At 72.0% G+C, this 25,453-nt stretch carries 23 protein-coding genes; 6 read left to right on the forward strand and 17 right to left on the reverse strand.

Going from position 1 to position 25,453, the window contains the following annotated elements; genetic code table 11:
• Positions 1–30: 30 nt before the first annotated feature.
• The 5 genes from ACWDD9_RS08200 to ACWDD9_RS08220 all read right to left on the reverse strand — a co-directional run bounded on the left by ACWDD9_RS08200 (position 31) and on the right by ACWDD9_RS08220 (position 5,650).
• Positions 31–840: an ABC transporter permease gene (locus tag ACWDD9_RS08200; protein ID WP_449811134.1), complete on the reverse strand. Its 810-nt coding sequence runs from the start codon at positions 838–840 to the stop codon at positions 31–33.
• Positions 837–1,835, reverse strand: a complete 999-nt coding sequence (locus tag ACWDD9_RS08205; RefSeq protein WP_234348270.1) for an ABC transporter ATP-binding protein — start codon at positions 1,833–1,835, stop codon at positions 837–839. The genes ACWDD9_RS08200 and ACWDD9_RS08205 overlap by 4 nt, the downstream gene beginning before the upstream one ends.
• A gap of 163 nt (positions 1,836–1,998) precedes the next feature.
• Positions 1,999–3,279, reverse strand: a complete 1,281-nt coding sequence (locus ACWDD9_RS08210; protein WP_049650375.1) for an NYN domain-containing protein — start codon at positions 3,277–3,279, stop codon at positions 1,999–2,001.
• A 349-nt stretch (positions 3,280–3,628) separates the two neighbouring features.
• Positions 3,629–4,660 carry an aspartate-semialdehyde dehydrogenase gene (locus tag ACWDD9_RS08215; protein ID WP_449811135.1) on the reverse strand — a complete coding sequence of 344 codons (1,032 nt, stop codon included), beginning with the start codon at positions 4,658–4,660 and terminating at the stop codon, positions 3,629–3,631.
• 102 nt (positions 4,661–4,762) lie between these two features.
• The gene (locus tag ACWDD9_RS08220) at positions 4,763–5,650 is read right to left on the reverse strand and encodes a dihydrodipicolinate synthase family protein (RefSeq protein WP_117487416.1); all 888 of its coding nucleotides are present in this window, start codon (positions 5,648–5,650) and stop codon (positions 4,763–4,765) included.
• A 93-nt stretch (positions 5,651–5,743) separates the two neighbouring features.
• On the opposite strand from ACWDD9_RS08220, the gene ACWDD9_RS08225 reads away from it, so the two are divergent.
• Complete coding sequence (locus tag ACWDD9_RS08225; RefSeq protein WP_449811136.1) at positions 5,744–6,631, forward strand: LysR family transcriptional regulator; 888 nt, start codon at positions 5,744–5,746, stop codon at positions 6,629–6,631.
• Between the two features lie 74 nt (positions 6,632–6,705).
• On the opposite strand, the gene dnaE is transcribed toward ACWDD9_RS08225, so the two are convergent.
• The 4 genes from dnaE to ACWDD9_RS08245 form a co-directional block, all read right to left on the reverse strand.
• Entirely contained in the window at positions 6,706–10,239 is a 3,534-nt protein-coding gene (dnaE, locus tag ACWDD9_RS08230) for a DNA polymerase III subunit alpha (RefSeq protein WP_049649549.1), read from the reverse strand.
• 180 nt (positions 10,240–10,419) lie between these two features.
• Positions 10,420–11,484: a hypothetical protein gene (locus tag ACWDD9_RS08235; RefSeq protein WP_449811137.1), complete on the reverse strand. Its 1,065-nt coding sequence runs from the start codon at positions 11,482–11,484 to the stop codon at positions 10,420–10,422.
• Between the two features lie 155 nt (positions 11,485–11,639).
• Positions 11,640–11,900 carry a hypothetical protein gene (locus ACWDD9_RS08240; protein ID WP_375873987.1) on the reverse strand — a complete coding sequence of 87 codons (261 nt, stop codon included), beginning with the start codon at positions 11,898–11,900 and terminating at the stop codon, positions 11,640–11,642.
• Positions 11,900–12,265, reverse strand: a complete 366-nt coding sequence (locus ACWDD9_RS08245) for an ATP-binding protein (RefSeq protein WP_074000926.1) — start codon at positions 12,263–12,265, stop codon at positions 11,900–11,902. The genes ACWDD9_RS08240 and ACWDD9_RS08245 overlap by 1 nt, the downstream gene beginning before the upstream one ends.
• A gap of 241 nt (positions 12,266–12,506) precedes the next feature.
• On the opposite strand from ACWDD9_RS08245, the gene ACWDD9_RS08250 reads away from it, so the two are divergent.
• From ACWDD9_RS08250 to ACWDD9_RS08265, 4 genes are all read left to right on the forward strand, one after another.
• The gene (locus ACWDD9_RS08250) at positions 12,507–13,355 is read left to right on the forward strand and encodes a helix-turn-helix domain-containing protein (RefSeq protein ID WP_074001194.1); all 849 of its coding nucleotides are present in this window, start codon (positions 12,507–12,509) and stop codon (positions 13,353–13,355) included.
• Positions 13,356–13,366: 11 nt separating this feature from the next.
• Positions 13,367–13,558 carry a DUF397 domain-containing protein gene (locus ACWDD9_RS08255; RefSeq protein WP_074000925.1) on the forward strand — a complete coding sequence of 64 codons (192 nt, stop codon included), beginning with the start codon at positions 13,367–13,369 and terminating at the stop codon, positions 13,556–13,558.
• Positions 13,559–13,705: 147 nt separating this feature from the next.
• Positions 13,706–14,125 (forward strand): I66 family serine proteinase inhibitor, encoded by a 420-nt coding sequence (locus ACWDD9_RS08260; RefSeq protein ID WP_181970545.1) that lies wholly within the window; start codon positions 13,706–13,708, stop codon positions 14,123–14,125.
• A gap of 77 nt (positions 14,126–14,202) precedes the next feature.
• Complete coding sequence (locus tag ACWDD9_RS08265) at positions 14,203–14,394, forward strand: DUF397 domain-containing protein (protein ID WP_449811138.1); 192 nt, start codon at positions 14,203–14,205, stop codon at positions 14,392–14,394.
• Between the two features lie 91 nt (positions 14,395–14,485).
• On the opposite strand, the gene ACWDD9_RS08270 is transcribed toward ACWDD9_RS08265, so the two are convergent.
• The 5 genes from ACWDD9_RS08270 to ACWDD9_RS08290 all read right to left on the reverse strand — a co-directional run bounded on the left by ACWDD9_RS08270 (position 14,486) and on the right by ACWDD9_RS08290 (position 20,039).
• Complete coding sequence (locus tag ACWDD9_RS08270) at positions 14,486–14,989, reverse strand: hypothetical protein (protein WP_449811139.1); 504 nt, start codon at positions 14,987–14,989, stop codon at positions 14,486–14,488.
• 132 nt (positions 14,990–15,121) lie between these two features.
• Positions 15,122–15,730, reverse strand: a complete 609-nt coding sequence (locus ACWDD9_RS08275; RefSeq protein WP_449811140.1) for a DJ-1/PfpI family protein — start codon at positions 15,728–15,730, stop codon at positions 15,122–15,124.
• A 159-nt stretch (positions 15,731–15,889) separates the two neighbouring features.
• Entirely contained in the window at positions 15,890–16,555 is a 666-nt protein-coding gene (locus ACWDD9_RS08280; RefSeq protein WP_449811141.1) for an MOSC domain-containing protein, read from the reverse strand.
• Between the two features lie 189 nt (positions 16,556–16,744).
• A complete protein-coding gene (locus ACWDD9_RS08285) occupies positions 16,745–18,868 on the reverse strand; it encodes an alkyl/aryl-sulfatase (protein WP_449811142.1) in 2,124 nt (707 codons plus the stop codon).
• 199 nt (positions 18,869–19,067) lie between these two features.
• Positions 19,068–20,039, reverse strand: a complete 972-nt coding sequence (locus ACWDD9_RS08290) for an amidohydrolase family protein (RefSeq protein WP_449811143.1) — start codon at positions 20,037–20,039, stop codon at positions 19,068–19,070.
• 156 nt (positions 20,040–20,195) lie between these two features.
• Between ACWDD9_RS08290 and ACWDD9_RS08295 the strand changes: the two genes are divergently transcribed.
• Positions 20,196–20,975 (forward strand): VOC family protein, encoded by a 780-nt coding sequence (locus tag ACWDD9_RS08295; RefSeq protein WP_049649537.1) that lies wholly within the window; start codon positions 20,196–20,198, stop codon positions 20,973–20,975.
• An 89-nt stretch (positions 20,976–21,064) separates the two neighbouring features.
• Here the strand turns inward: ACWDD9_RS08295 and ACWDD9_RS08300 are convergent, their stop codons facing one another.
• The 3 genes from ACWDD9_RS08300 to ACWDD9_RS08310 form a co-directional block, all read right to left on the reverse strand.
• A complete protein-coding gene (locus ACWDD9_RS08300; protein WP_049649536.1) occupies positions 21,065–21,643 on the reverse strand; it encodes a dienelactone hydrolase family protein in 579 nt (192 codons plus the stop codon).
• A 99-nt stretch (positions 21,644–21,742) separates the two neighbouring features.
• Positions 21,743–22,582, reverse strand: a complete 840-nt coding sequence (locus tag ACWDD9_RS08305) for an ABC transporter permease (RefSeq protein WP_049649556.1) — start codon at positions 22,580–22,582, stop codon at positions 21,743–21,745.
• A 47-nt stretch (positions 22,583–22,629) separates the two neighbouring features.
• Positions 22,630–25,404 (reverse strand): alpha/beta fold hydrolase, encoded by a 2,775-nt coding sequence (locus tag ACWDD9_RS08310; protein WP_449811144.1) that lies wholly within the window; start codon positions 25,402–25,404, stop codon positions 22,630–22,632.
• Positions 25,405–25,453 lie beyond the last annotated feature (49 nt).

The raw sequence follows: 25,453 nt of genomic DNA on the forward strand, positions 1-25,453 counted from the left end.
CCGCTACGCGACGCCCGGCCGCGGGACGCCCTACCGTGAGACCGCCCGCCGGTACGCCCAGGTGGCGACGGCCAGCGACACCACGCCCACCCCCGCGCAGACCCCCAGGTCCACGAGCACCAGCGCCCAGTCCGGGTCCGGCGCGAAGGTCCGCGCGAAGGCGTCCACCCCGTACGTGGACGGCAGCAGGTCCCGCAGCCACTGCACCGGCTGCGGCAGGTGGTCCACCGGCAGCACGCCCAGCAGCAGGGCGGCCGACATCCCGAGCTGCCCGAGCATCGTCGCGAGCTCCTGGCGCGGCGCCAGCAGCCCGCAGGCCGCCCCCAGCCCCGACAGCGCGGCCCCGGCCAGCGGCACGACCGCCAGCAGCACCCACAGCTGCCCGAGCGGCAGCCCGAACATCACCGCCCCGAACGCCGCCGTGGCGAGCGTCCCGGGGAGCGTGAAGGAGGCGTACGCGGCGGCCGTCCCCAGCACCACCGAGGCGGCCGGCACCGGCAGCGTCGCGTAGTGGTCGAGCCCGCCGGCGGCCCGCAGCTTCCCGAAGTACTGGGCGAGCAGGTTCAGCGCGACGAACGCCACCACCAGCACGCTCGACCCGGCGACCACCGACCGCGCCGCCGAGGACTGCCCGGCGTCCACCACGCCCCGCATCATCACCAGGATGCCGACGGACTGGAAGGTGGCCACGAACAGCAGCGGGATGCGCGCCACCCGCGCCCGGGCGAGCTGCGCCCGGTACACGGCCGCGAGCGCCGGCAGCAGCCTGGCCGCGGGGGCGAGCGGGGCGGGGGCGGCCGTGGACCGGTCGGTCCGCGGCGGCACCGAGAGCAGCGTCACTTGGCCAGTCCTCCGTGGCGGCCGCCCAGCTTGAGGTAGGCGTCCTCAAGGCTCGGGGTGGCGAGGGTGAAGTCGTCGAGCGCGGCGAAGGCCGGGCCGGTGGTGACGGCGGCGACCAGTTCGCGGGCCTGCTCGGGGGTGGTGCGGACGGTCCAGCGGCGCCCGGTGCACTCGGCCCGTTCGCGCAGCGCGGCGACGGCGGGCACGCCGAGCGGCGCCTCGTCCCGCCAGACCAGGTCGAGCCGGACGTCGCCGTCCACCAGCGCCTTGAGCCCGCCGGGCGTGTCGCAGGCGATCACCCGGCCGTCGTCGACCACGGCGACCCGGTCGAGCACCGTCTCGGCCTCGATCACGTTGTGGGTGACCAGCAGCACCGTCGTCCCGTGCTCGGCGCGCCGCCGGTCCACGGCGCTCCACACGGCCCGCCGGGCGACCGGGTCCATGCCGGTGGTGGGCTCGTCCAGGACGAGCAGCGGGCGCTCCCCCACCAGGGTGGCCGCGAAGCAGGCGAGCCGCCGCTGTCCGCCGGACAGCTTGGCGAGCGGCCGGGCGGCGATCGGCTCCAGCCCGAGTTCGGTCAGCACGTCGGCGGCCGCGCCGCGGGCCTGCGCCCGGGTGAGTCCGCGCAGCCGCCCGGTGGTCTCGGCGGCGAGCGCGACCGTCAGCTCGTCCAGCGCGGTGGATTCCTGCCCGAGGTAGCCGAGCAGCCGGGCGGCCCGCTCGGGGTGCCGCACGATGTCGTGGCCGAGGAGTTCGACGGAGCCCGAGTCGGGGCGCAGCAGTCCGGTGAGCTGGCGCACCAGCGTCGACTTGCCGGCTCCGTTCGGCCCGAGCAGCCCGAAGACCTCGCCCTGGCGGACGGTGAGGCTGATCCCGTCGTTGGCCCGGATCTCGGTGGCGGCCGCGCCGCGTCCGCTGCGGTAGGTCCTGACCAGGTCGCGCACGGCCACGCACGGCAGGGGTTCCTCGGGTGCTCGCCCCGCCGTCTCGCTCACGACCGAAGACTCTACGCGCTCATACGGGCGAACCGGACAACGGGGCCCCGCCCGCGCCCGGGCCGCCGACCTGGCGGGTCGTCCGCCGGGCCGCCGCGGCCCTCGGACCCCCTCGGTCGTCGCGCCGCCCCGGCCGTCGGGCCCGCTCCGTCCGCCGCCCGGCTCAGTCGTCGACGACCATCGACCCGCCCGGCACCCGCGCCGCCAGTTCCTTCCAGAACCCGGCCCGGATGGCGTAGCGGTCGTGCTCGTCGATCTGGTCGTCCTTGTGCGCCAGCAGCCCGAAGCGGGCGGCGTAGCGCAGCAGCTCGCCGTCCACCCGGTGCGGGATGCGCGGGTAGTCGGGCCAGAGCATGGTCAGTCTTTCCGCGTCGCCGACGCGTTCGCTCCAGCGGCGGGCGAAGACCTGCCCGACCTCGTGGGCGTCGCCGCCGATGGAGGTGATGTCCTCCTCGCGGTCGGCCCAGCGCTGCTCGGCGGTGGTGAGCTGGGCGAGGGTGGGCAGGCTGTCGCCGGCGGTGACGGCGGGCTCCGGGACGGGCCGGTCCACCCAGCCGCGGTCGGAGGACCAGCGCAGCACCGGCCCGGTCTGCGCGACGGCCCCGTTCCCGTTCACACCGTGGCCGTTGCTGCCGTTCGCCACCGGGGTGAGCGCGGTGACCGGGGTGACGGAGGAGGCCCGCCCGGCCAGGTCCTTCGGTGTCGGTACGACCTTGAGCGCGGCCGCGGCCGGCTGCGGCTGTCCGTCGGTGGCGGGGGCGTCCGCCGGGGCCGCGGCCGTGGCCGCCGGGCGGACCACCGGCGGCACCACGGTGGGCAGCGGGGCGGCCGGCGGGGCGGCGAGGATCTTGGCGATCTCCTGCCGGGCCCCCGGGGCCGGGAACATGCTGGAGTGCTCCCGCAGGGAGAAGGACCCCTCGATCCACTCCCGGTCGAGCACCCGCCGCTCGTCCGCCTCGCCGACCAGGTCCTCGGACTGGTTGAAGTCGCCGTCGGCGGCCTGGAGGGCCCACAGGTGGACGGCCACCCCGTGCTCCTTGGCGGTCATCATGCCGGGCAGCAGGTCCCCGTCGCCGGTGATCAGCACGACGTCGGCGCAGGCCCGGTTGCGGGCGAGCTCGGAGAGTTCGGCGTGCATCGCGGCGTCCACACCCTTCTGCACCCAGCGCCCCTCGGCCCGGGTGAGGGCGCCGAGCCGTACGGTGACCCGGGGCAGCACCCGCAGCCGCCGGTGCTCGGGCATCGGGCGCCGGTCGGGCGCGGCGTCGAACCAGTAGATCCGCAGCAGCGGCAGGCCTGTCTCGGCCTCGGCGCGTTCGCGCAGTGCGGCGATCAGGGCCGTGTGGTTCACGGTGACCTTGGAGCGGGACGGATCCCCCGCGAGCAGGCTGGCGGCGGCGCCCAGCAGATATCCGGCGTCCACCAGGACGACACAGCGGTCCATCGCGCACCTCTTTTCGCTCGCCCTCGGAATCAGTCGGGTGGGTCGATTCGGGAATGGGCGGTCCGCCCGTCGTCCGGGCGTGCCGAGGTGAGGGGCCCCCGTCGTCGCCCGATCGTTGGGTCACCTTTTACCCGCGGTTCGCCTGCCGAACCTCGCCGGTTGTCCCGGTAGCGCAACGGCCGTCCCAACGAGGAGCAAACAAAAGCGAAGGCGGGCCCCGTACAACGACGGGGCCCGCCCGAGGTCACGCGGCGGTGGTCCGGCCAATGTCCCGGCCGGTGGTTCACCCTGGTGGCGCTCAGCCGATGGGGTTCACCCGGAGGTGCTCAGCCCTTGAGCTCAGGGGCGCTCAGCCCTTGAGTTCGGCGGCGACCAGCTCGGCCAGCTGGACGGCGTTCAGCGCGGCGCCCTTGCGCAGGTTGTCGTTCGAGACGAACAGCGACAGGCCGTTGTCCACCGTCTCGTCGACCCGGATGCGGCCGACGTAGCTCGGGTCCTGGCCGGCGGCCTGGAGCGGGGTGGGGATGTCGGACAGCTCGACGCCGGGGGCGCCGGTGAGCAGCTCGACGGCCCGCTCGGGGCTGATCGGGCGCTCGAAGCGGGCGTTGATCTGCAGCGAGTGGCCGGAGAAGACCGGGACGCGCACGCAGGTGCCGGAGACCTTCAGCTCCGGGATGCCGAGGATCTTGCGGCTCTCGTGGCGGAGCTTCTGCTCCTCGTCGGTCTCGTTGGAGCCGTCGTCCACGAGGGAGCCGGCCAGCGGCACCACGTTGAAGGCGATCGGCCGCTGGTAGACCTTGGGCTCCGGGAACTCGACGGCGGCGCCGTCGTGGGCGAGCGCGGCGGCGCCGAGCTCCACGACCTTGGCGGCCTGGTCCTGGAGCTCCGCGACGCCGGCCACACCGCTGCCGGAGACGGCCTGGTAGGTGGAGACGACGAGCGCGGCCAGGCCGGCCTCCTCGTGCAGCGGGCGCAGCACGGGCATGGCGGCCATGGTGGTGCAGTTCGGGTTGGCGATGATGCCCTTGGGGCGGTCCGCGATGGCCTCCGGGTTGACCTCGGAGACGACCAGCGGGACCTCGGGGTCGCGGCGCCAGGCGGAGGAGTTGTCGATCACGACGGCACCGGCCGCGGCGACCTTGGGGGCCAGGGTCTTGGAGGTCGAGCCGCCCGCCGAGAAGATCACGATGTCCAGGCCGGTGTAGTCGGCCGTGGCCGCGTCCTCGACGGTGACCTCGGTGCCCTGCCAGGGCAGCGTGCGCCCGGCCGAGCGGGCCGAGGCGAACAGCCGCAGCTGCTCCACCGGAACGTTGCGCTCCGCCAGGATCTCGCGGACCACGCCGCCGACCTGGCCGGTGGCACCGACAATGCCGATCTTCATCTCCGACTACTCCTCTGAAAGGTGCTGTTCACAGCCGCACTCCGCCCATCATGCCTTGTCACGGGCGTCATACGACCTGGCGTTCCACGACGTGAGAGTGCGCTAGTGGTCCAGACCACTGGCGAGGGCCAGTGCCGCCTCCACCTCGGCCCGCCCGGCCGGCAGCAGCGGCAGCCGCACGTCCGGGGTCGGGATCCGGCCCTGGGCGTGCAGCACGCCCTTGGTCACCGTCGGGTTCGGCGCCGTGAAGGCGGACAGCGCCAGCCCGGTCAGCCGGTGCCCGAGCGCCCGGGCCCGCGCCACGTCCCCGGCCTGCCAGGCCTCCGTCAGCTCGACGAACCTGGCGGTCGCCAGGTGCGCGGAGGCGAGGATGCCGCCGGCCGCGCCGAGCGCCAGCATCGGCGAGAGGAAGGCGTCCTCGCCGGTCAGGAAGGCGAACCCCTCGGGGGCGTCGGCGAGCAGCTCGGCGGCCGTCTGGTCCAGCCCGCCGGTCGCGTACTTGACGCCCACCACGCCCTCGATCGCGGCGAGTTCGCGCAGCGCGGCGGTGGAGAGCTGCTGCCCGGTGCGGTACGGGATGTGGTAGACGACCAGCGGCAGCGGGCTGCTCGCGGCCAGCGCCCGGAAGTGCGCGACCGTCCCGGCCTCGCCGGCCCGGACGAAGGACGGCGTGGTGACCAGCGCCGCCGCCCCCGGCACCCGCGCGCCGAGCGCGGCCAGCGCCTCGCCGACGGTCCGGGTGTCGCCGCCGGAGGCGCCGACGGTCAGCTGGGCCCCCCGTGCGGCGCAGGCGGCCGCGGCGACGTCGACCACCGCGTCCCGCTCCCCCGCGGTCAGCGCGGCCGGCTCGCCGGTGGTACCGAGGGCGACCAGCCCGGCCGCCCCGGCGTCCAGGACCTCGTGCGCGAGCTTCTCCAGCGCGTCGAGGGCGACGGAGCCGTCGGCGGCGAACGGGGTGATCAGGGGGACGTGGATGCCCTTGAGTTCCATGCCCACGATCCTGCGGCCCCCTGATCGCCCAGGTCCAGTTCACATTTCCGACGCTTCTCGTAAGCTCAGCCGATGCTCGGTTAGCCTGGACGGATGCTGGACGTCCGACGCCTGCGCCTGCTGCGCGAACTCGCCCACCTCGGCACCATCGCGGCCGTCGCCGAGGCGCTCTCCTTCAGCCCCTCGGCGGTGTCCCAGCAGCTGTCCGTCCTGGAGAAGGAGGCGGGCGTCCCGCTGCTGGAGCGCACCGGGCGGCGGGTCACCCTCACCCCGGCGGGGCTCAACCTCGTCCGGCACGCCGAGGCGGTGCTCGCCCTGCTGGAGCAGGCCGGTGCCGAACTCGCCCACGCCAAGCGGGGGTTGGCCGGTCCGCTGCGGATCGGCACCTACCCCTCGGCGGCCCGGGCGATCATCCCGGCGGTGCTCGCGGAGCTGGCCGGCTGGCACCCGGGGCTGGAGCCGATGGTCACCGAGGTGGACCCGGCGGCCGTCGGCGCGGCGCTGCGGGCGGGCGAGCTGGACGTGGCGCTGGTGCACGAGTACGACCTCGTCCCGACCGACCCGGAGCCGGGCCTCGCGGTGACCCGCCCGGTCTTCACCGAGCCCATGTACCTGGCCGCCCGCGTCCCGGGCACCGTCGCCGAGCAGCGCGGCGCGCCGTGGATCATGTCCTCGCCCGGCACGCTCTGCCACACCATGGCCGTCCGCGCCTGCGAGGCGGCGGGCTTCGCACCCCGCATCCGGCACCAGATCGACGACTTCACCACCGTGCTGGCCCTGGTGGCGGCCGGCCAGGGCGTCGCCCTGGTCCCCCAGCTGGGCACGGCCGGACTCCCGCCCGGCGTCGTCCTCACCCGCCTGCCGATGTACCGCCGCACCCGGGCCGCGTTCCGCGCCGGCGCCGGCTCCCACCCGGCCATCTCCGCCTTCGTCTCGGCGCTGCACACGGCCGTCCCCCCGGGCCTCGGCGGCGGCACCTGAGACGGGCCCCTCCCCCGTACGCGAAAGGCCCGGGTGTCCGCCGCAGCGAACGCCCCGGGCCTTCCGTCTCCGTCCTAGCCCGCCAGGCAGCTCGGCCCGAGCAGCTGCTTCAGGTCCCCGAACAGCGCCGGGTCGGACTTCACCCGGTGCCGGTCGAGCCGCAGCACCGTGGTCTTGTCGCGGCCCTCCAGCCGCACCCGCACCTCGGTGGTGCCCCGGTGGCTCCCGAGCACCTCGCCGAGCCGGGCCACCAGCGGCGGGGTGACCTTCGCGCTCGGGATGAGGATGGTGATCGGCGCCTCGGCGTGCGCGTTCGACAGGTCGGGGACGGACAGCTCCATCCCCATCAGCCGCGGCACGTCCTCCCGCTTGTCCAGCTTGCCGCGCACGAAGACGACGGCGTCCTCGGCCAGCTGCGAGGAGACCAGCTGGTAGCTGGCCGGGAAGAACATGCAGTCGATGGAGCCGGCCAGGTCCTCGACGGTCGCGATCGCCCAGGCGTTGCCCTGCTTGGTCATCTTCCGCTGGAGGCCCGAGATGATGCCGCCGATGGTGACGATCGTCCCGTCCGGCCGCTCCGCGAGGTCCGCCACCGCGCAGTCCGCCTTGTCGGCGAGCACGTGCTCGATGCCGTGCAGCGGGTGCGAGGAGACGTACAGGCCGAGCATCTCCCGCTCCTGGGTGAGCAGGAAGGACTTCTCCCACTCCTCCTCGGAGAAGACGACGTCCAGTCCGAAGCTCGGCTCCTCGGAGGCGGTGTCGCCGCCGAAGAGGTCGTACTGCCCGACCGCCTGCTTGCGCTTCACGTCGACGACGTTGTCGATCATCGGCTCGAACTGGGCGCTCAGGCCCTTGCGGGTGTGGCCGAGCGAGTCGAAGGCGCCGGCCTTGATCAGCGATTCGACGGTCCGCTTGTTGCAGACCACCGACTCCACCTTGTCCAGGAAGTCGGGGAAGGACGCGAACTTCCCCTTCGCCTTCCGGGTCCGGATCATCGAGTCGACGACCGGCCCGCCGACGTTGCGGATGGCGGTCAGGCCGAACCGGACCAGGGTGTCACCGTGCGGGGTGAAGTCCGAGTCCGACTCGTTGACGTCCGGCGGCAGCACCTGGATGCCCATCTTGCGGCACTCGTTGAGGTAGACCGCGGACTTGTCCTTGTCGTCCTTGACGGAGGTGAGCAGCCCGGACATGTACTCGGCCGGGTAGTTGGCCTTGAGGTAGGCGGTCCAGTACGAGACCAGCCCGTAGCCGGCGGTGTGCGCTTTGTTGAACGCGTAGCCGGAGAAGGGGACGAGGACGTCCCACACGGCCTGGATGGCCGCGTCGGAGTAGCCGCGCTCGCGGCAGCCCTTCTGGAAGGGGACGAACTCCGCCTCCAGGATCTCCTTCTTCTTCTTGCCCATGGCGCGGCGCAGCAGGTCGGCCTGGCCGAGCGAGTAGCCGGCCAGGATCTGCGCGGCCTTCTGCACCTGCTCCTGGTAGACGATCAGGCCGTACGTCGGCCGGAGCACCTCCTCCAGGGGCTTCTCCAGCTCCGGGTGGATCGGGGTGATCTCCTGCTGGCCGTTCTTGCGCAGCGCGTAGTTGGTGTGGGAGTTGACGCCCATCGGGCCGGGCCGGTACAGCGCCAGGACGGCGGAGATGTCCTCGAAGTTGTCGGGCTTCATCAGGCGCAGCAGCGAGCGCATGGGGCCGCCGTCGAGCTGGAAGACGCCGAGCGTGTCGCCGCGGGCGAGGAGTTCGTAGGTCGGCTTGTCGTCCAGGGGCAGATCAAGCAGGTTGATCTTGACGCCCTTGTTCTTCTCGATCGCCTTGACGGCGTCGTCCATGATCGTCAGGTTGCGCAGGCCGAGGAAGTCCATCTTGAGGAGGCCGAGGCCCTCACAAGTCGGATAGTCGAACTGCGTGATGGTGACGCCGTCGGTGTGCCGGGTCCAGACCGGGATGTGGTCGGTCAGCGGCTCGGCGGACATGATGACGCCGGCGGCGTGCACGCCGGGCTGGCGGATCAGGCCCTCGATGCCGCGCGCGGTGTCGATGACCTTCCGGACGTCCGGGTCGTTCTCGTACAGCCCGCGGATCTCGCCGGCCTCGCTGTAGCGGGGGTGCGAGGAGTCGGTGATGCCCGAGAGCGGGATGCCCTTGCCCATCACGTCCGGCGGCATCGCCTTGGTGATCCGGTCGCCCATCGCGTACGGGTAGCCGAGGACCCGCGAGGAGTCCTTGATGGCGGCCTTCGCCTTGATGGTGCCGTACGTGACGATCATGGCGACCTTGTCGGATCCCCACTTCTCGGTCACGTAGCGGATCACGTCACCGCGCCGGCGCTCGTCGAAGTCGATGTCGACATCGGGCATCGAGATGCGCTCGGGGTTGAGGAAGCGCTCGAAGATCAGGCCGTGCGGGATGGGGTCGAGGTCGGTGATGCCCATCGCGTACGCGACCAGCGAACCGGCCGCCGAACCACGGCCCGGGCCCACCGCGATGCCCTGGCTCTTGGCCCACATGATGAAGTCGGCGACCACGAGGAAGTACGCCGGGAACCCCATCTGGATGATGGTGTCCATCTCGTACTCGGCGAGCTTCTTGTGCTCCTCGTCGTACCCGTTCGGGAAGCGCCAGTCCATCCCCTTCCACACCTGGGACTTGAAGAAGTCCGCCTCGGACTCGAAGCCCTCCGGGATCGGGAAGCGCGGCATGAGGTTCTTGAACTTGAACATGCCCTCGGTGTCGACCCGGGAGGCGACGAGGAGTTGGCTGTTGCGGCAGCCCTCCTGCCAGGCGTCCGAGGAGTCGAGGGCGTACATCTCGGCGGCCGACTTGATGTAGTAGCCGGTGCCGTCGAAGCGGAAGCGGTCCGGGTCCGAGAGGTTCTTGCCGGTCTGGACGCAGAGCAGCAGGTCGTGCGCCCCGGCGTCGGCCTCGGTGGTGTAGTGCGAGTCGTTGGTGACGACCGGCGGGATGTCCAGCTTCCTGCTGATCTCCAGCAGCCCGTCGCGGACCCGCTTCTCGATGTCGAGGCCGTGGTCCATCAGCTCCAGGAAGTAGTTCTCCTTGCCGAAGATGTCCTGGTAGTCGGCGGCGGACTTCAGCGCCTCGTCGAACTGGCCCAGGCGCAGCCGGGTCTGCACCTCGCCGGAGGGGCAGCCGGTGGTGGCCATCAGGCCGCCGGACAGCTCGGCGATCAGCTCCTTGTCCATCCGGGGCCACTTCACCAGCCAGCCCTCGGAGTACGAGCGCGAGGTCAGCTTGAAGAGGTTGTGCAGGCCCTCCTTGTTGCGGGCCCAGATGGTCTTGTGGGTGTACGCGCCGGACGCGGAGACGTCGTCCCGCTTCTGGTGCGGCTGGCCCCACAGGATGCGCTTGGTGTTCGAGCGGGACTCCGGGGCGACGTACGCCTCGATGCCGATGACGGGGGTGATGCCCGCGTCGGTCGCCTGCCGGTGGAACTCGGCGGCGCCGTACATGTTGCCGTGGTCGGTCATGGCCACATGGGTCTGACCGAGGCGCTCGACCTCCTTGAACATCTGCTTCAGCCGGGCGGCACCGTCCAGCATCGAGTACTCGGTGTGGACGTGCAGATGCGCGAACGGCTGGTCGCTCAAGGCGGGGCCTCCGGAGGCTCTGGTGCTGATCTGGCTGGCCGGCGAACGCGCAGGTCACAGGGGGTTCCCCTGGAAATGGATGTGGCCCGGAGCGCCTCGCGGGGCCCGGGCCATCACTCACACGTTCACGCGTCCACTCTAGCCCTCTTCGAACGGCTTCCCGGTCTCTGGCGAAGGTGCCTAGGCCGGCCCGGCGAGTCGCGCCCCGGCGGCCTCGCGGACCTCCGGCTCCTCCATCGGATCGTCCCGCAGACGGGCGAGACGGTCGCGCACCTCGGGCCGGTCGGGGGCCCGCTCGACGCCCAGCAGACGAGCTCGCGCTTCGCAGTCCCACAGCGACTCGACGTACGCCTCGGCCATGCCGGCGGCCCCCATCGCCGCCAGCGCCTCCAGGTAGTCGGCACGCTCGTACGAGTGCGGGGTCCAGAGCCAGAAACGGCGCAGCAGCGAGACTGCGTCAGCGGCCTCCGGCCCGAAGCGGGCGAGACCGCGCGCGAGATCGTCCGGGCCGCACCAGGACCGGTCCACCCACCGCCGCTCCAGTTCGGCGATCAAGCTCGGCACGTCATTCTCGTCACCGTGGGCGGCCAGCACGCCGAAGCCGATCTCGGCGAGCCACGCCTGCTCCGAAGCCGCCCACTCCCGGGCCGCCGGCACGGCCTGCCCGGCCAGCCGGTCGACGGCCTTACCCAGCAGCGGCAGCGGTCGGGTGCCGTCGGCGGCAGCGAGGGCGGGGACCAGCGGGATCAGCTCGGGCTCTGGCGGCCGGAGCGACAGCGCGAGGAGAGCGGTCGTCTTGGCACCGTCGGCGACTCCCGGGTCGCGCAGCAGGGCGAGTAGAGCCGCGTTGTCCCGGTCCGGGTACGGGTCCACGCGTTTCGCGGGGTGGCGCGGGGCCGGACCGTCCCCCTCGGAGATACGGTCCGGCAGCGCCCGCCGGGCTTCCTCCGAACCGCCGACTGCCAGCAGCTCCAGCACGCCGGTGGCCCGGTCCCGGGTGTCCTCGTCACCGGACAGGAAGTCCACCACCGGGGCGACCGGGAGCTCCAGGTCCAGGATCAGCCGGGCCAAGTAGAGGTGTCGGTCGTCCACCTGCGAGTCCCAGCGCCAGTCCCAGCGGATGCAGCCGTGGACGAGTTCGGCGACCGCCGCCGGATCCTCGGCGGCTATTCGCGCGCCCTGGCCCCGGCCGCGCTGGAGGAGGCCGAGGAGGGTGGTCGGCGGCGCGTAGTGGTCGCTGTGCATGGGGTCCATCGTGCCGCAGCCCCCGGCGCGTGGGCGGCGGGGGCTGGCGGGTCAGACGTCCTCGTCGGGCGGCGGGGCCGCGCGGAGGGCGGTGACGACACCCAGGGCGACCGTGAAGATCGCGAGGGCGAGGAGGACGGCGAAGGCCGTCCCGATCAGGTATCGCACGCGGTCCTGCGCTCGGCGTCGAGGAGCAGGGTGAGGAGGTTGAGGAGCGTTGACGCCGGCGCCGTGTTGAAGCGGACGAGGACGCGGCCGTCCATGGTCCGGTCGGTGCCGATCGAGGGGAAGATGAGGCCGAACTCGCGTCCCCGCTCCACGACTTCGTCCAGGAGGGCGCTGATGTGGTCCTCGGTGTAGTAGCGGATCCGGGGGTCGGTCGGCAGCATCGGGTGACGGCCGGGGCGGTAGATCATCAGACAGCGCCCTTCCGCAGCTCGAACCAGACGGATTTGGCACGCTCGTGGGGGTCGACGCCCCAGCCGTGGGTGAGGGCGGCGACGAGCTGGAGGCCCCGGCCGGACTCGGCGAGCAGGGACAGCGGCGGGGCGGAGGGCAGGACGGGGCTCTCGTCCGTGACGGAGACCCGGAGGACGTCCCCCTCGGAGATGATCTCGACCAGCGGCGCGGGGGTTTCGGTGTGCCGCCAGGCGTTGACGAGCAGCTCGCAGAGCGCGAGCTGCGCGTCGAAGATGGGGGAGGCGGGCCAGCCGACGCGGGTCATGGTGTTGCGGAGAGTCTGTCGCGCGACGGCGATGGTGGGGGTGTTGATGTGACGCATGGGAGTTCTCCCGAGGCGTGAGTGAGGGGGAACCGGCGGAACATGTGTCGCCGTGAGCCAGGCCGTGGAGAAGGACGTGGCTGCTCTGCGGTGCTTGCTAGCAGGCGTTACTGACGATCCGTCGGATCGATGTGAGACCGACCATAACGCAGGAACTACTTAATTTTAGGTTGTTCTGCCGAAGTTCCCTCTCCCGAGGGACAGATGGCCCCACCACGTGCTGGCGAGGCAGACTGTCACCATGCCTGGTCGCCAGAACCCAACCCTTCGTCAGCGCCGCCTGGGCGCCGAGCTACGGAAGATGCGCGAGCAATCCGGCCTCGGTGGCAGCCAGCTCGCTCGTGCACTTGGCGTGAGCGCTGCCCAAGTGACACAGATGGAGAACGGAAAGACCAGCGTAAACGTGGACCGACTCCGGTCCTTCGCGGCAGCCTGCAAGTGCATAAACCCGCCCTTGATCGAGGCTCTGGAAGCCATGGTTCGGGACCGCTCCAAGGGCTGGTGGGAGAAGCATCGAGGCGCTGTCCCGGACGGCGTCCTTGAGAACGCAGAGTTTGAGAAGACCTCCCGTGAACTCATGCTGTGGCTTCTCACCCACATGCCCGGCCCTTGCCAGACCTTCAACTACGCCTCAGCTGTCTTTGGACGCGTCTTTCCTCCGCTGCCTCAGCACGAGCTGGAGGCCCGCACCGCGTTCAGGATGCAGCGCAAGGCCGAACTGCGTCGCAGTCCGAAGCCCCTGACCTTCTTCATCTACGAATCAGTACTGTGGACGCGGTTCGGCGGCACGGCGGTCCTCAAGGAACAGCTTTCCTCCTTGCTCGAAGACTCCGAGTTGCCTTGGATGACCATTCGCGTGGTGCCGTTCGACATCGAGACCTTTCCCGGGCCCGCCGAGAACCTCACGTACTCGTTCGGTGCGGTCCCTGAGCTCGACACCGTTGAACGGGAGTCCTCCCACGGTCCCGAATACCTCGATGCCGTCAGCGAGCTGGCCAGCTACCGGGCCATCTTCGAACGCACCGAAGCATCGGCACTGAGCGAGGATGACTCCCGCGACTTGATTCGCAAGATCGCGCGAAACCTGTGAAAGGGCCCAACATGACCGACACCGAGTGGCAGAAGTCCTCCTTCAGCGGCAACGTCGAGAACTGCGTGGAGGTCCGTACGGTGGGTTGGGCAGTCGAACTCCGCGAATCCGACGAAGGCCACCTCACCATCCGCAGCACCCCCACTGCCCTCGCCGCCCTCCTCCTCGGCGTCAAGGCCGGCGAATTCGACCACCACGCCTGACACTCCACACCATCCACGCCCCCTCGCCTGCCCCGGCGAGGGGGCGTAGCTCGTTCAGGTGACGGCACGCCGAGGCCCCTCCCTCGTCTTCCTCCGAGCACGTACAACTGTCCTGCACCTCGCCCGTATCGCGAAGGAATGACAGCCATGGCCCAGTTGGAGTCCGGCCTCTACACCATCCAGAGCGGCGACGCCCGGATCGGCCGCGCCCGTCACGAAGCCCTGGACCTCTCCCCCAAAGCCGTCTTCGCCAACACCGACGACCAGGACGCCGTCTGGCTCGTCGAGGCCTATCCCAACAACCACTACCGGCTCTACGCCAAGGGCGCCCCGACCGCCGTGGAGGACCTCCAGCCCGCCGGCCCGCTGGTCTCCCTCCTCCTCGACCAGGGCGACGCCCCGGAGTGGGAGCTGATCCCCGTCGACGGCGTCCCGGACACGTACCGGATCAAGTCCCCCCAGGGCTCCTCGTGGACCGTCCTCGAACCCGGCCGGCAGAGCAGGATCGAGGTCATCCCCGTCCTCGAAGGCTCCACCGCCTTCACCTTCGCCCGCATCGGCCGCTGACTCCTAAGCGACGTGACGCCCCCTCCCCCACCCCAGGCGCGGGGCGTACCATCAGCAGCCCAACCCAGGAGGCCGACATGCCCAACTGCGCCTGGCAGAAGTCCTCTTTCAGCGGCAATGTCGAGAACTGTGTCGAGGTCCGCACGGCCAACGGCTCGGTCGAACTCCGCGAGTCCGACGAGGGCCACCTCACCCTCCACACCACCCCCACCACCTTCGCCGCCTTCCTCCGAGCCGCCCAGGCCGGCGAGTTCGACCACCACGCCTGACCCCCTCCAGCACAGGAAGTCGGCCCGCCCGACTTCCCACGCTCCGCGCCCCTCGCCGCCAGTCCCGGGCGCGGGGGCGGGCGCAGGGGCGTCACATCACCCCGGGCCGGCTTCGCGCCCGGGTGAGCCAGCGGTACGCGAGGTGGACCGCGAGGCCCACCAGGATCATGACCACCGACGCGACCAGCGCGACCACGTCGAGCGCGTTCCGGCCCAGTGAGTCCCAGAAGCCGATGCTCGAAGCGAGGGCGGCGGTGTCGGTGTGCCGGGGGTCGTACACCACCGTCACGGTGTCACGGGCCTTGACGGTGCCGGTGACGTAGGCGAGTCGGGTCTCGACCGACGCACCCTCGGCCGTCGTGAACCGCACCCGGCACTCGGAGTTGCCCGCCGGGTTGTCCTGCGGCCCGCTCACCTCCACGCACTCGGTGACGACCGCGGGGACGTGGACGCCGCGGCTGCGCAGCTCCGACGTCACCCCCATGTCGTGCGGTATCAGGTAGACCAGGCTGAGGACGAACAGCAGGACCCCCAGGCCGATCATCGCCAGCGAACCGTTCCGCACGGTCCGGCCGTGGTCCGGCGCGTTCTCCATCGATCCCCCCGGTGTCAGCCCAGCTGCCCACGCGCGCCCACGCCAGCCCCGTACTTCACAGGTCACTGATCCAGTTCGGGCGGATGCTGCCCAGCACCTGACCGCCGTCGACTGACGCAGCGTCAGCTCGGCTCAGCTCAGTGCGGCCTCGCCCGAGTGGACGGCGCGGATGGCGCGTTCGACGGTCTCTTGGTTCTCACCGACCGGGGCGACGTAGCCGATGACGTCGCGCGCGGCGTCTTCCCCGAGCACTCGGGTGATGACCCAGGTGGCGAGGTACTGGGATGCCAGGCAGCCGCCCGCCGTGGCGATGTTCCCCTCGGCGTGAAACGGTGCGTCCAGCACGGTGACGTCGCAGGCTTCGACGAAAGGGCGGCTCTTGATGTCCGTGCAAGCGGGCATGTCCTTCAGGAGCCCGAGCCGGGCGAGCACCAGCGCGCCCGAGCACTGCGAGCCGATCAGCTGTCGCGACGGGTCGAGCCGCAGCCTGGAGATCAGCTGGTCGTCTGCGACCACGTCTTGTGTCTTGACTCCGCTGCCGATCAGCACGACGTCGGCCCCGGTCACGAACTCCATCGGGCGCTGCCCGGTCACCTTGACGCCGTTCATGGACGTGACCACCGGCGTCGGCGTTGTGATGAAGGCCTCCAGCCCGTCCTTGCGGCACCGGTTGATCAACGCGGAGGCGATGAAGCTGTCGAGTTCGTTGAAACCGTCGAAGGTGACCACGGCTACCTGCATCACAACTCCTTCAGGACGAGGTGTCCCAGTCTTTCCTGGCGCGCCGTTCCGCGTCGAGATCCTTTCAGCGGCGGGTGGATCGTGCCGGCCCTCGTCACTCATCGAGTGTCCTCCAGGGCGCGGTAGACCTCCCGCTCGTGCGGGTTCGAGGAAACGGCCCTACACCCGGACCCTCCGGCGCACCAGTTCCTTGATCTCCTCCGGGAGCGCCTCCGCCGCCAACAGGCCCGGCAGCAGCTCCGGTTCGGTCGTCACCGCGCGGAACGACCGGGCCACCGTGACGTCGTGGTCCGGGCGGTACACCACCTCCACCGCGTCCCCCGCCCGCAGCTCGCCCGGTGCGACCACCCGCAGGTAGGCGCCGGGCAGGGCCGCCTCGGTGAAGCGCCGGATCCAGCCCTTCCTCGCCAGCCAGCCCTGGAAGGTCCCGCAGGGGATGCGCGAGCAGGACACCTCCAGGACGACGTCCGGGCCGATCCGCCAACGCTCTCCGATCAGAGCACCGCTCACGTCCAGGCCGGTGGTGGTCAGGTTCTCGCCGAAGGAGCCGTTGGCCAGGTCCCGGCCCAGTTCCGTCTGCCAGCCGTCCAGGTCCTCCCGGGCGTAGGCGTACACCGCCTGGTCGTCGCCGCCGTGGTTCTTCACGTCGTAGACCCGGTCCCCGGCCAGGGCGACGGCGCCCGTCCCCTTGGGGCCTGGCGCGGCCACCGCGACCGGGCCGTCCACCGGGCGCTTGTCGATGCCGGTGAGACCGAGGTCTTCCTTCCACGGGTTAGGCCGGGGCCTGCCGACGTTGACCGAGAGCAGTCGCGCGCGTACGTCCATACGTCGACCGTACGCCGAACGGGCCGCCCGAGGGGCCGCTCCGGCCTCTTCCCTCCGACACAGGAGGCCCACCCGACCTCCCGCACAGCGAGGCCCCTCGCGCCCGAACCGGCGCGAGGGGCCGCACCCCCTCCGTTCCCGCGCCCCGCCCCCCACGACGGGTCGGACCGGAAGGGCCGGACGGTGTGGCTACGGGGTGACGATCGGGAACTTCGGGTCCGGGAGCGTCAGGGTGTCGAAGACGGCGTCGGCCGACTCCTGGGCCCGCTCGCCCGCCAGCGTGATCGTCCCGTCCTGCACCGCCTGGTCGAAGTTGCGCCGGAAGCCCGGCTTCATGGCCAGCTCGTTGAGCGTCGGACGGCTGAGCGTGATGGTGGCGTCCGGCACGTCGACGAGGCGGTCGCCGCCGGGCACGAAGACCAGCACCCCGTTGCGCAGGGTGGTGGTGCACTTCTCGCCGGTGTCCGTGAACACCCAGTCGAGCACGATCGGGATCCGGTGCTGCTCGGCGGCCGTCGGCCCGTCCACGCTCCGGGCGATCGCCGAGAAGTACTGGTAGAGGGTCGTGCTGCGGATCAGGTCGGCGGAGCTCTGGCTGGTGATCAGCGGCTGCGGGCCGTTGACGACCTCCTGGGCGCCGGTGAGGTAGGCGTTGCGCCAGGTGCCGTTCTCGGCGCCGTAGCCGAGCTGGGTGAAGACCTTGGCCTGGAGCTGCTTGGCCTCGGTCAGCGACGCCTCGGTGATCGGGCTGCCCTCGGCGGCGGCCCCGAAGACGACGTGGTCGAGGAGTTGGGCCGCCCAGCGGAAGCCGTCGGGGGTGTCGGTCTCGTACGCGGTCCTGGCCGCGCCGATCACGGCCTCGGCGCCGCCCATCGCGGCCACGTAGCCCGCGCCCGCCTGGACGGGCGGCAGCTCCCAGAGGTGGGCCGGGTTGCCGTCGTACCAGCCCATGTACCGCTGGTAGACGGCCTTGAGGTTGTGGCTCACGGAGCCGTAGTAACCCTGGTTGTACCAGTGGTCGTTGAGGCCGGCCGGGAGGGTCTGCAGCTCCTCGGCGATCTCGATGCCGGTGCGGCCGTCGTTGATCAGCCGCAGCGACTGGTCGTTGAGGTAGCCGTACATGTCGCGCTGCTTGTTGAGGAATTCGAGGATGCGCGCGTTGGTCACCTGCTCGCCCGAGCCGTCCGCCTCGGCCCACATCGGCCAGTGGTGGGAGGCGAACAGGACGTCGGTCTCCTTGCCGAAGGTCTGGATCGCCTCGGTGAGGTACTTCGACCACGCGTGCGCGTCCCGGACCTGCGCGCCGCGCAGGCTGAGGATGTTGTGCATGGTGTGGGTGGCGTTCTCGGCGATGCACAGCGTCCGGGCGTCCGGCAGGTAGATGTTCATCTCCGCCGGGGCCTCGGTGCCCGGGGTGAGCTGGAACACCATCTGCACGCCGGCCAGCTTGTACTGGTACAGCTCCGGGCGCCACGGGATGACGTACGCGCTCTGCCAGTCCTTCTCGGGGACGGCCGGGTGCTCCGGTCCGCCGATGTAGACGGTCGGCGGGACGAGGGTGACCTCGCCGGTGGAGATGGTCAGCCCGAGGCCCGAACCGACCTGCCCCGTCGGGCCCTTGTCCAGCTGCGCCGCGTACATGTACTGGGCGCGCCGGGCCATCGCGGGGCCCGCGTAGATGTTCTCGCTGACGGCGTGCTCCAGGAAGCCCTCCGGCGCGACGACGGGGACGCCCGGCTCCAGCGGGTCGCCGAGCTCGTGGAACAGGCCGCGGGCGCCGCCGAAGTGGTCGACGTGGCAGTGGGTGTAGACGACGCCCTTGACCGGCCGCAGCTCCTTGCTGAGCTCGGTCTTGTCGCGGAACAGCCGGAGCGCGGCCTGCGCGGTCTCGTAGCAGGCCAGCGGGTCGATGACGACGAGGCCCTCGTCGGACTCGATGATCGTCATGTTGGACAGGTCGTAGCCGCGCACCTGGTAGACCCGGTACTCACGACAGCTGGTGACCTGGAACAGCCCGGCGATGGCGGTCAGTTCGCCCTGCCGGTGGAGGCTGCCGTTGACGGTCGGCATCTCGGAGCGCAGGTCGGGCTCCAGGAACTCGTACGCGGTGAAGTCCCAGACCACCTGCTCCGGGTTCTTGCGGGACATGACGACCGGGACGTCCGGCGGGGAGATCATGAACCGGCTGGCGTCCGCGAAGTCCCGGCCGTCCTTCTCGTCGGCGATCCGGGACTCCTCGGCGGCCTTCCGGTTCGCCGCGGCGACGGCGGGCGTGGGCTCGATGGGCTCGGCGTAGTCAAGGTTTTCGGGCATGGCGAAGCCACCTCTCTCATCGGGCTGGCAGGAACCGCGATGCGGCAGGCCGTCACGCTATGCGTCCGATCAACTACCCACAAGGGTCGCTTTCAAGCCACCGTCCGCTCTCCGACCACCCCCGCCGGACGTACCGTGGCCCCTCGCGCCCACCGGCGCGAGGGGCCACGTCAACGGCCGACAACCGTCCGCGAGTTGCTCAGTCCTCGTCGGCCACGCCGGCGGGCTGCCCGGGCGGGCTCGGGTACGTCGCGTCCTTGCCGACCGGCTTGGCGCCGGACGGGCAGACCTTGGGCGCCTTGGCCTTCAGGCCCAGCAGCCGGAAGTAGTTCTGGCCGAGCGCGATGTCCCGGAAGGCCTCGTCCCCGAGCGCGCGGTTGATCCGGCTGGTGACCTCCAACTCCTGCTCGTACACCGCGTAGTCCTTGTTCCGCGCCGCCACGAAGTCCGTCCCCGTGATCGCCCGGGTCGGGTGGCGGTCGAGGAAGGACGCGTACTTCTGCCGTACGCCGGGCAGGCTGAAGTACTGGTCCTCCAGCACCCGCCAGCTCAGGTCCACGGTCAGGTTGGGGTGCTGGTCGAGCAGCCGCTCCAGGATGCGGATGTGCTCGTCCGGGTCCATGTGGGAGAGCTCCTTCGAGAGGCCCATGTGCGCCCAGACGATCTTGTTGTCGGGGTACTGCGCGAGGATCTCCTCCATCAGGTGCAGGTACTTCGTCGGCTCGACGTCGTTGCCGAGGTCGGAGTGGAAGGTGACGGGGAGCCCCCGCTCGCGGAACACCTTCATGAACGGCGCCCAGTTCGGGATGTCCTCGCTGGTGGCCGGCTCGGCGAGGTTCGGGAACAGCGCCTGCTTGACGACGTTGACCTCGCCGGCCCAGCGGAACATCCCCGGGTACTCGCGGTCCAGCAGCTCGATCCCGGGCGGGACGGTCTCGGGGTGGTGCAGGTCCATGAACGTCATGGAGAGCGTGAGGTCCGGGTCGGTCGGCCGGAACTCGCGCAGGCTCTCGGCGTTGGCGAAATCGTTGCGCATCCTCGGCCGTACGGGCGTGCCGGGACAGGGGCTGGTGGTGCCACACAGAAGCGTCAGTGCTCGAACCATCGGCCGGTGCCGCCGCACACGGTGTCGACCCGACCGCCGCTCGAACGGGCGCACCGGTACGGCCATCGGGGTTGACCCCGCCCGGGCCGCCGCCCGGGCCCTCACCCCTGCCCTCGCCCAGGGCCTCGGCCGAGCCGGCCGCCGGGGCGGTGTCTCGAGTGGCGAACCACGGTGCACGAGGAGATGGTGACCGGCAGGGACCCCTCACCAGAAAGGGCGATCATGCCCGAAGTCACCACCCCGTACGCGACCGGCACCCCGTGTTGGGTCGACCTGATGGCCAAGGACCAGCAGGCCGCACTGGACTTCTACCGCGACCTCCTCGGCTGGCAGGGGCAGGCCGGCCCGGCCGAGTTCGGCGGCTACGCCGTCTGCACGCTCGACGGCAAGGCCGCGGCCGGCATCGGCCCGGCATCGGCCCCCGAGGGGATGCCGGAGCCGCCCACCGTCTGGACCAGCTACCTGGCCAGCACCGACGCCCAGGCCACCCAGGACGCGATCGTCGCCGCCGGCGGCACCCTGCTCGTCCCGGTCATGGACGTCGGCGACCTGGGCCGGATGCTGATCGCCGCCGACCCGCAGGGCGCGGTGTTCGGCGTCTGGCAGCCGGGCGAGTTCTTCGGCGCCCAGGTCGTCAACGAGCCCGGCGCGCTGACCTGGAACGAACTGCACACCAGCGACATCCCGGCCGCCACCGGCTTCTACGGCGAGGCGTTCGGCATCGAGATCGAGCCGATGCCGGGCGTGGACTCGTACTGGGTGCTACAGGTCGGCGGCAAGGCGGTGGGCGGCGCCACCCTGCTCGCCAACGACCCGCCCGGCACCCCGGCCCACTGGCTGACCTACTTCGCGGTCGACGACGTCGACTCCACCGTGGACGCCCTGGTCAAGCGCAACGGCACCGTCCTCGCCCCGCCCTTCGACATGATGGCCGGCCGGATGACCGTCGTCGCCGACCCGCAGGGCGCCCCCTTCGCCATGATCAAGCCCACGCCGGCCTGACGCCGCCCGCCTCCGCCCCGCCCGCCCGGATCCCGTCCGGGCGGGCGGTTCCGTGCTCCGCCCCTCCGTCGGCCGTCAGCCGTCAGCCGTCAGCCGTCCAGCTCCGCGAGGAAGTCCAGCGACGCCGCCCAGGCCCGCTCGGCCGCGTCCTCGTCGTAGTCCGGCAGCGACGGGTCGGTGAACAGGTGCCCGGCGCCCCGGTAGCGGTGCACCTCCACCTCCGCCCCGGCCCGGCGCATCCGCAGGTACCAGGCGTTCAGCCAGTCCTCCGGCTCGAACGGGTCCGGCTCCGCGATGTGCAGCTGCACCGGGATCTCGGTGACCGCGTCCTCCCGCAGGTCCGAGGTGCCGTGCAGGAGCAGCAGCCCGCGCGCCTTCTCGTCGGCCAGCGCCAGGTTCTGCGCCACCGCGCCGCCGAGCGAGAAGCCGGCGTACACCAGCCCGCCCTCGGACACCGGCGCGGCCGCCGTCACCGCCCGGCGCAGCAGCTCGTCGCGGCCGCCGAGCTCCTCCTGGAACTCCTGCGCCTCCTCGACGGACTCGAAGGTCCGCCCGTCGAACAGGTCCGGCGTGTGCACGGTGTGCCCGGCGGCGCGCAGCCGCTCGGCGGCGGCGTGCACGGCGGGGCGCAGCCCGTAGGCGGAGTGGAAGAGGACGATCTGGGCCACGGTTCGGGTCCTTCACCAGGGAGGTCAGCTACCCACCCATGATCCCGCATCCCCCGCCGAACCCCGCGCCCCCGACTCCGGCCCCAGCCCCACGCCCGGCTACGACACCACGTCCTTGCGCGCGAACCCCCGGAACGCCAGCGCCAGCAGCACCACCGCGTACGAGAGCGACAGCGAGACGCCCTGCACCATGCCGCCCCACTCCAGCTGCGGCTGCAGGGCGTCCGCCCAGGAGTACTGCCAGTGCGCCGGCAGCCACTCCCGCAGGTCGCCGAGCGCGGTGACGGCGTCCAGCACCCCGGTGATGATCGAGGCGAACACCGCGCCGCCGACGGCGCCCAGCGGCGCGTCCGTCGCCGTGGAGAGCCAGAACGCCAGCGCCGCGATCACGATCTCGCTGAGGAACACGAAGGCCACCGCGATGGCGATCCGGGGCAGCGCCTGCCCGGCCGGCAGGCTGACCCCGGCGGGCAGCTTGAGGTCCCCCCAGCCGTACGCCGCGGTGCCGACGACCAGCCCGATCGCGGGCAGCATCACCACCGCCACCGCCGAGAACCCCAGCCCGACGGCGAACTTGCGGGCCAGCAGCCGGGCCCGGGGCACCGGCGCGGCCAGCAGGTAGCGCAGCGAGGACCAGCTGGCCTCGGAGGCGACGGTGTCCCCGCAGAACAGCGCGACCGGGATGACCAGCATGAAGCCGGTGCCGACGAACAGCATGGTGACGGCGAAGTTGGCCCCCGAGGCGGTGGCCAGCTCGATGAAGGTGGTCCGGTCCGGCCGGCCCGGGGTGCCGCCGAGCTGGAACGCGGCCAGGATGACGAACGGCATGGCGGCCAGCACCCCGCCGATCACCATCGTGCGGCGCCGGCGCAGCTGCCGCACCGCCTCCACCCGCAGCGGCAGCGTCCGGCCCGCCCGGTACCCCTCGGCATGGTCCATCGACCCGACCCGGCCCTCCGGCTCCGTGTGGTCCTTCGTCACGGCACTCACGCTCCACCTCCGATCAACGACAGGAACGCGTCCTCCAGCCGCCGCTGCGGCCCGGCGCTCTCCACCGGCACCTCCAGCCGCACCAGTTCGGCCAGCAGCTCGCTGGCCGCCAGTCCGTCCAGCCGCACCAGCAGTCCGCCCTCGACGGCCTCCGCCGAGCCGACCCCGGCCAGCGCGGCCACCTTGTCGGCCACCGAGGCCGGGTCGTACGGGTCGGCGATGCCGATCATCAGCAGCTCGCCGGCGCCCACGATGTCCGCGACCGGGCCGGCCGTGACCAGCCGCCCACGGTCCATCACCACCAGGTCCGTGCAGCTCTGCTCGACCTCGGACAGCAGGTGGCTCGACACGATCACGGTCCGCCCGCCGGCCGCGTACCGGATCATCACCTCGCGCATCTCCCGGATCTGCGGCGGGTCCAGCCCGTTGGTCGGCTCGTCCAGGATCAGCAGGTCCGGCATCCCGAGCATCGCCTGCGCGATCGCCAGCCGCTGCCGCATGCCCTGCGAGTACGTCCGCACCGCGCGGTCCAGCGCCTCGCCGAGCCCGGCGATGGCCAGCGCCTCGTCGAAGCGCGCGTCGGCCTCCGGCCGTCCGGTCGCCTGCCAGTACAGCCGCAGGTTGGCCCGCCCGGTGAGGTGCGGCAGGAAGCCCGCGCCCTCCACGAACGCCCCGACCCGCGACAGCACCGGCGCGCCGGGCCGCACCAGGTGCCCGAAGATCCTGATCTCCCCGGCGTCCGGCCGGATCAGTCCCATCAGCATCCGCAGCGTGGTGGTCTTGCCCGCGCCGTTCGGCCCGAGCAGTCCGAGCACCTGCCCCCGCTCCACCCGGAAGCCCAGCTCCCGTACGGCGTAGCGGTCCTGGGCGCCCTTGTAGCGCTTGCTCAGCCCGCTGATCAGCAGCGGCACGGCGGCCAGCTCCGGGTCGAAGCCGGGCCCGGCGGCGGCCCGCCGGCGCCGCAGCCGCGGTGCCAGCAGCAGGGCCGCGGCCGCCAGGACGGCGATCACCGGCAGCAGCCAGGTCCGCGCGGGCAGTGGCGCCGCCTCGGTGACCAGCTCCTCGACGGTGGGCACGGTGAGCGCCCCGGCCGGCGCCACCCGGTAGGTGGCCGGCTCGACCGGCGAGGCGTACGCGAGGTCGGTGCTCGCCAGCACCAGCCGCACCCGGTGCCCGGCCGGGAAGGTGTGGTCCACGGTCGGCAGCGCCACCGTGACGGTCTGCCCGGCGTCCGCGCCGGTGACCCGCAGCGGGGCGGCCAGCTGCTGCGGCAGCACCGCCTTGCCGTCCGGGCCGACGTCGTACAGCTTCGCGAACAGCACCGCGTCCGGCCGGTCGGCCGTCACCCGCACCGGGACGGTCGGCTGTCCGGTCAGGTGCAGCGGCGAGTCCAGCGGCGCCGAGTCGAAGGCGGCGTTCTGGCCGGGGAAGTCCAGGGAGAGCCCGGCGCCCAGCGAGGCGGCCTGGCTGAGCGCGCCGACGCCGGGCAGCGTCGAGATGCCGGGCGGCGCGCCGCCGGGCGGGTTGGCGAGGGTCTGCTCGCCGCCGGCCAGTTCGACGGTCCGCGAGCCGGTCCCGCCCAGGCCCGGGTACCGGTCGGCGGTGGCCCCGCGCAGCACGGCCTGGAAGCCGGTCGAGTCGACCCCGCCGGTGCGGGTGACCCGGAAGTCGGCGCCGGTGTCGTTGCCGCGGCCCTTCAAGTAGTGGTCGAACCAGGCGGTGACCCGGTCGTCGACCCGGGCGCTGGTGTCCGTCCCGCCGTCGTGGCCGCCGGCGAACCAGTCGACCGCCACCGGGGCGCCGTTGGCGGCCACCGCCTTGGCGATCCGGTCGCCCTGGTCCAGCGGGAACAGCGAGTCCTGCTGCCCCTGCACCACCAGCGTCGGCGCCTTGAGCTGCGCCGCCACCGAGGACGGGCTGGAGCGGTCCAGCAGCGCGACGGCCTCCGGGTCGGCGTGCCCGGCGGTGGCGACCCGGTCGTACATCTGGCAGAGCGACTCCAGGAACCGCCCGCAGCCGACCGGCCCGTCCGCCTTCGGCCCGGGGCCGCCGCTCTCCCGCGGCGCCTCCCCGGAGGGCCCGAGGTCCCCGGCCGAGCCGGTGGTGAAGAAGATCCCGGCCCACAGCTTCTTGAACACGCCGTCCGCCGCGCCCGAGCCCTGCACGCCCTGCGGGAACAGCGCGTCGGCCAGGTTCCACCAGGTGATCTGGGTGGCCACGGCGTCGATCCGGTGGTCGTACGCGGAGGCCAGCAGCGAGACCGCCCCGCCGTACGAGGCGCCGGTGATGCCGACCTTCGGGTCGCCGGGCCCGTCCAGCTGCACCTCGGGCCGCTGGGCCAGCCAGTCCACCAGGTGCTTGACGTCCTCGACCTCGCGGTCGGGCGCGTTCAGGCCGATCTTCCCGCCCGAGTGCCCGAAGCCGCGCGCCGACCAGGTCAGCACCGCGTACCCCTGCCGGGCCAGCTGCTCGGCGCGCTGCCGCTCGCCCTCCTTGGAGCCGCCGAAGCCGTGGGCGAGCAGCACCGCCGGGCGCGGACCGCCGCCGGTGGTGAAGAAGGAGGTGTCCAGCTGGACCTGCTGGGCGCTGCCGGGCGTCTCCGGCATGCTGAGGAAACGGTCCTCCTGACGGACCGCCTGCTCACCGCCGGACGCCACCGTCGCGGTGCCGGCCGCGGCCACGGCCGCCAGGGCCACCGCCCCGGCCAGCAGCCTGTGTCTGACCGTTGTTCCCCGGGCGCGCCAGCGACGCCATGCCCCACCGAACTCCATGGCCGCTGATCGTATCCGCCGTCCGGGTAGGCGTCCGATAAAGGCACCC

It is taken from the genome of Kitasatospora sp. NPDC001119 (genome assembly GCF_053598475.1).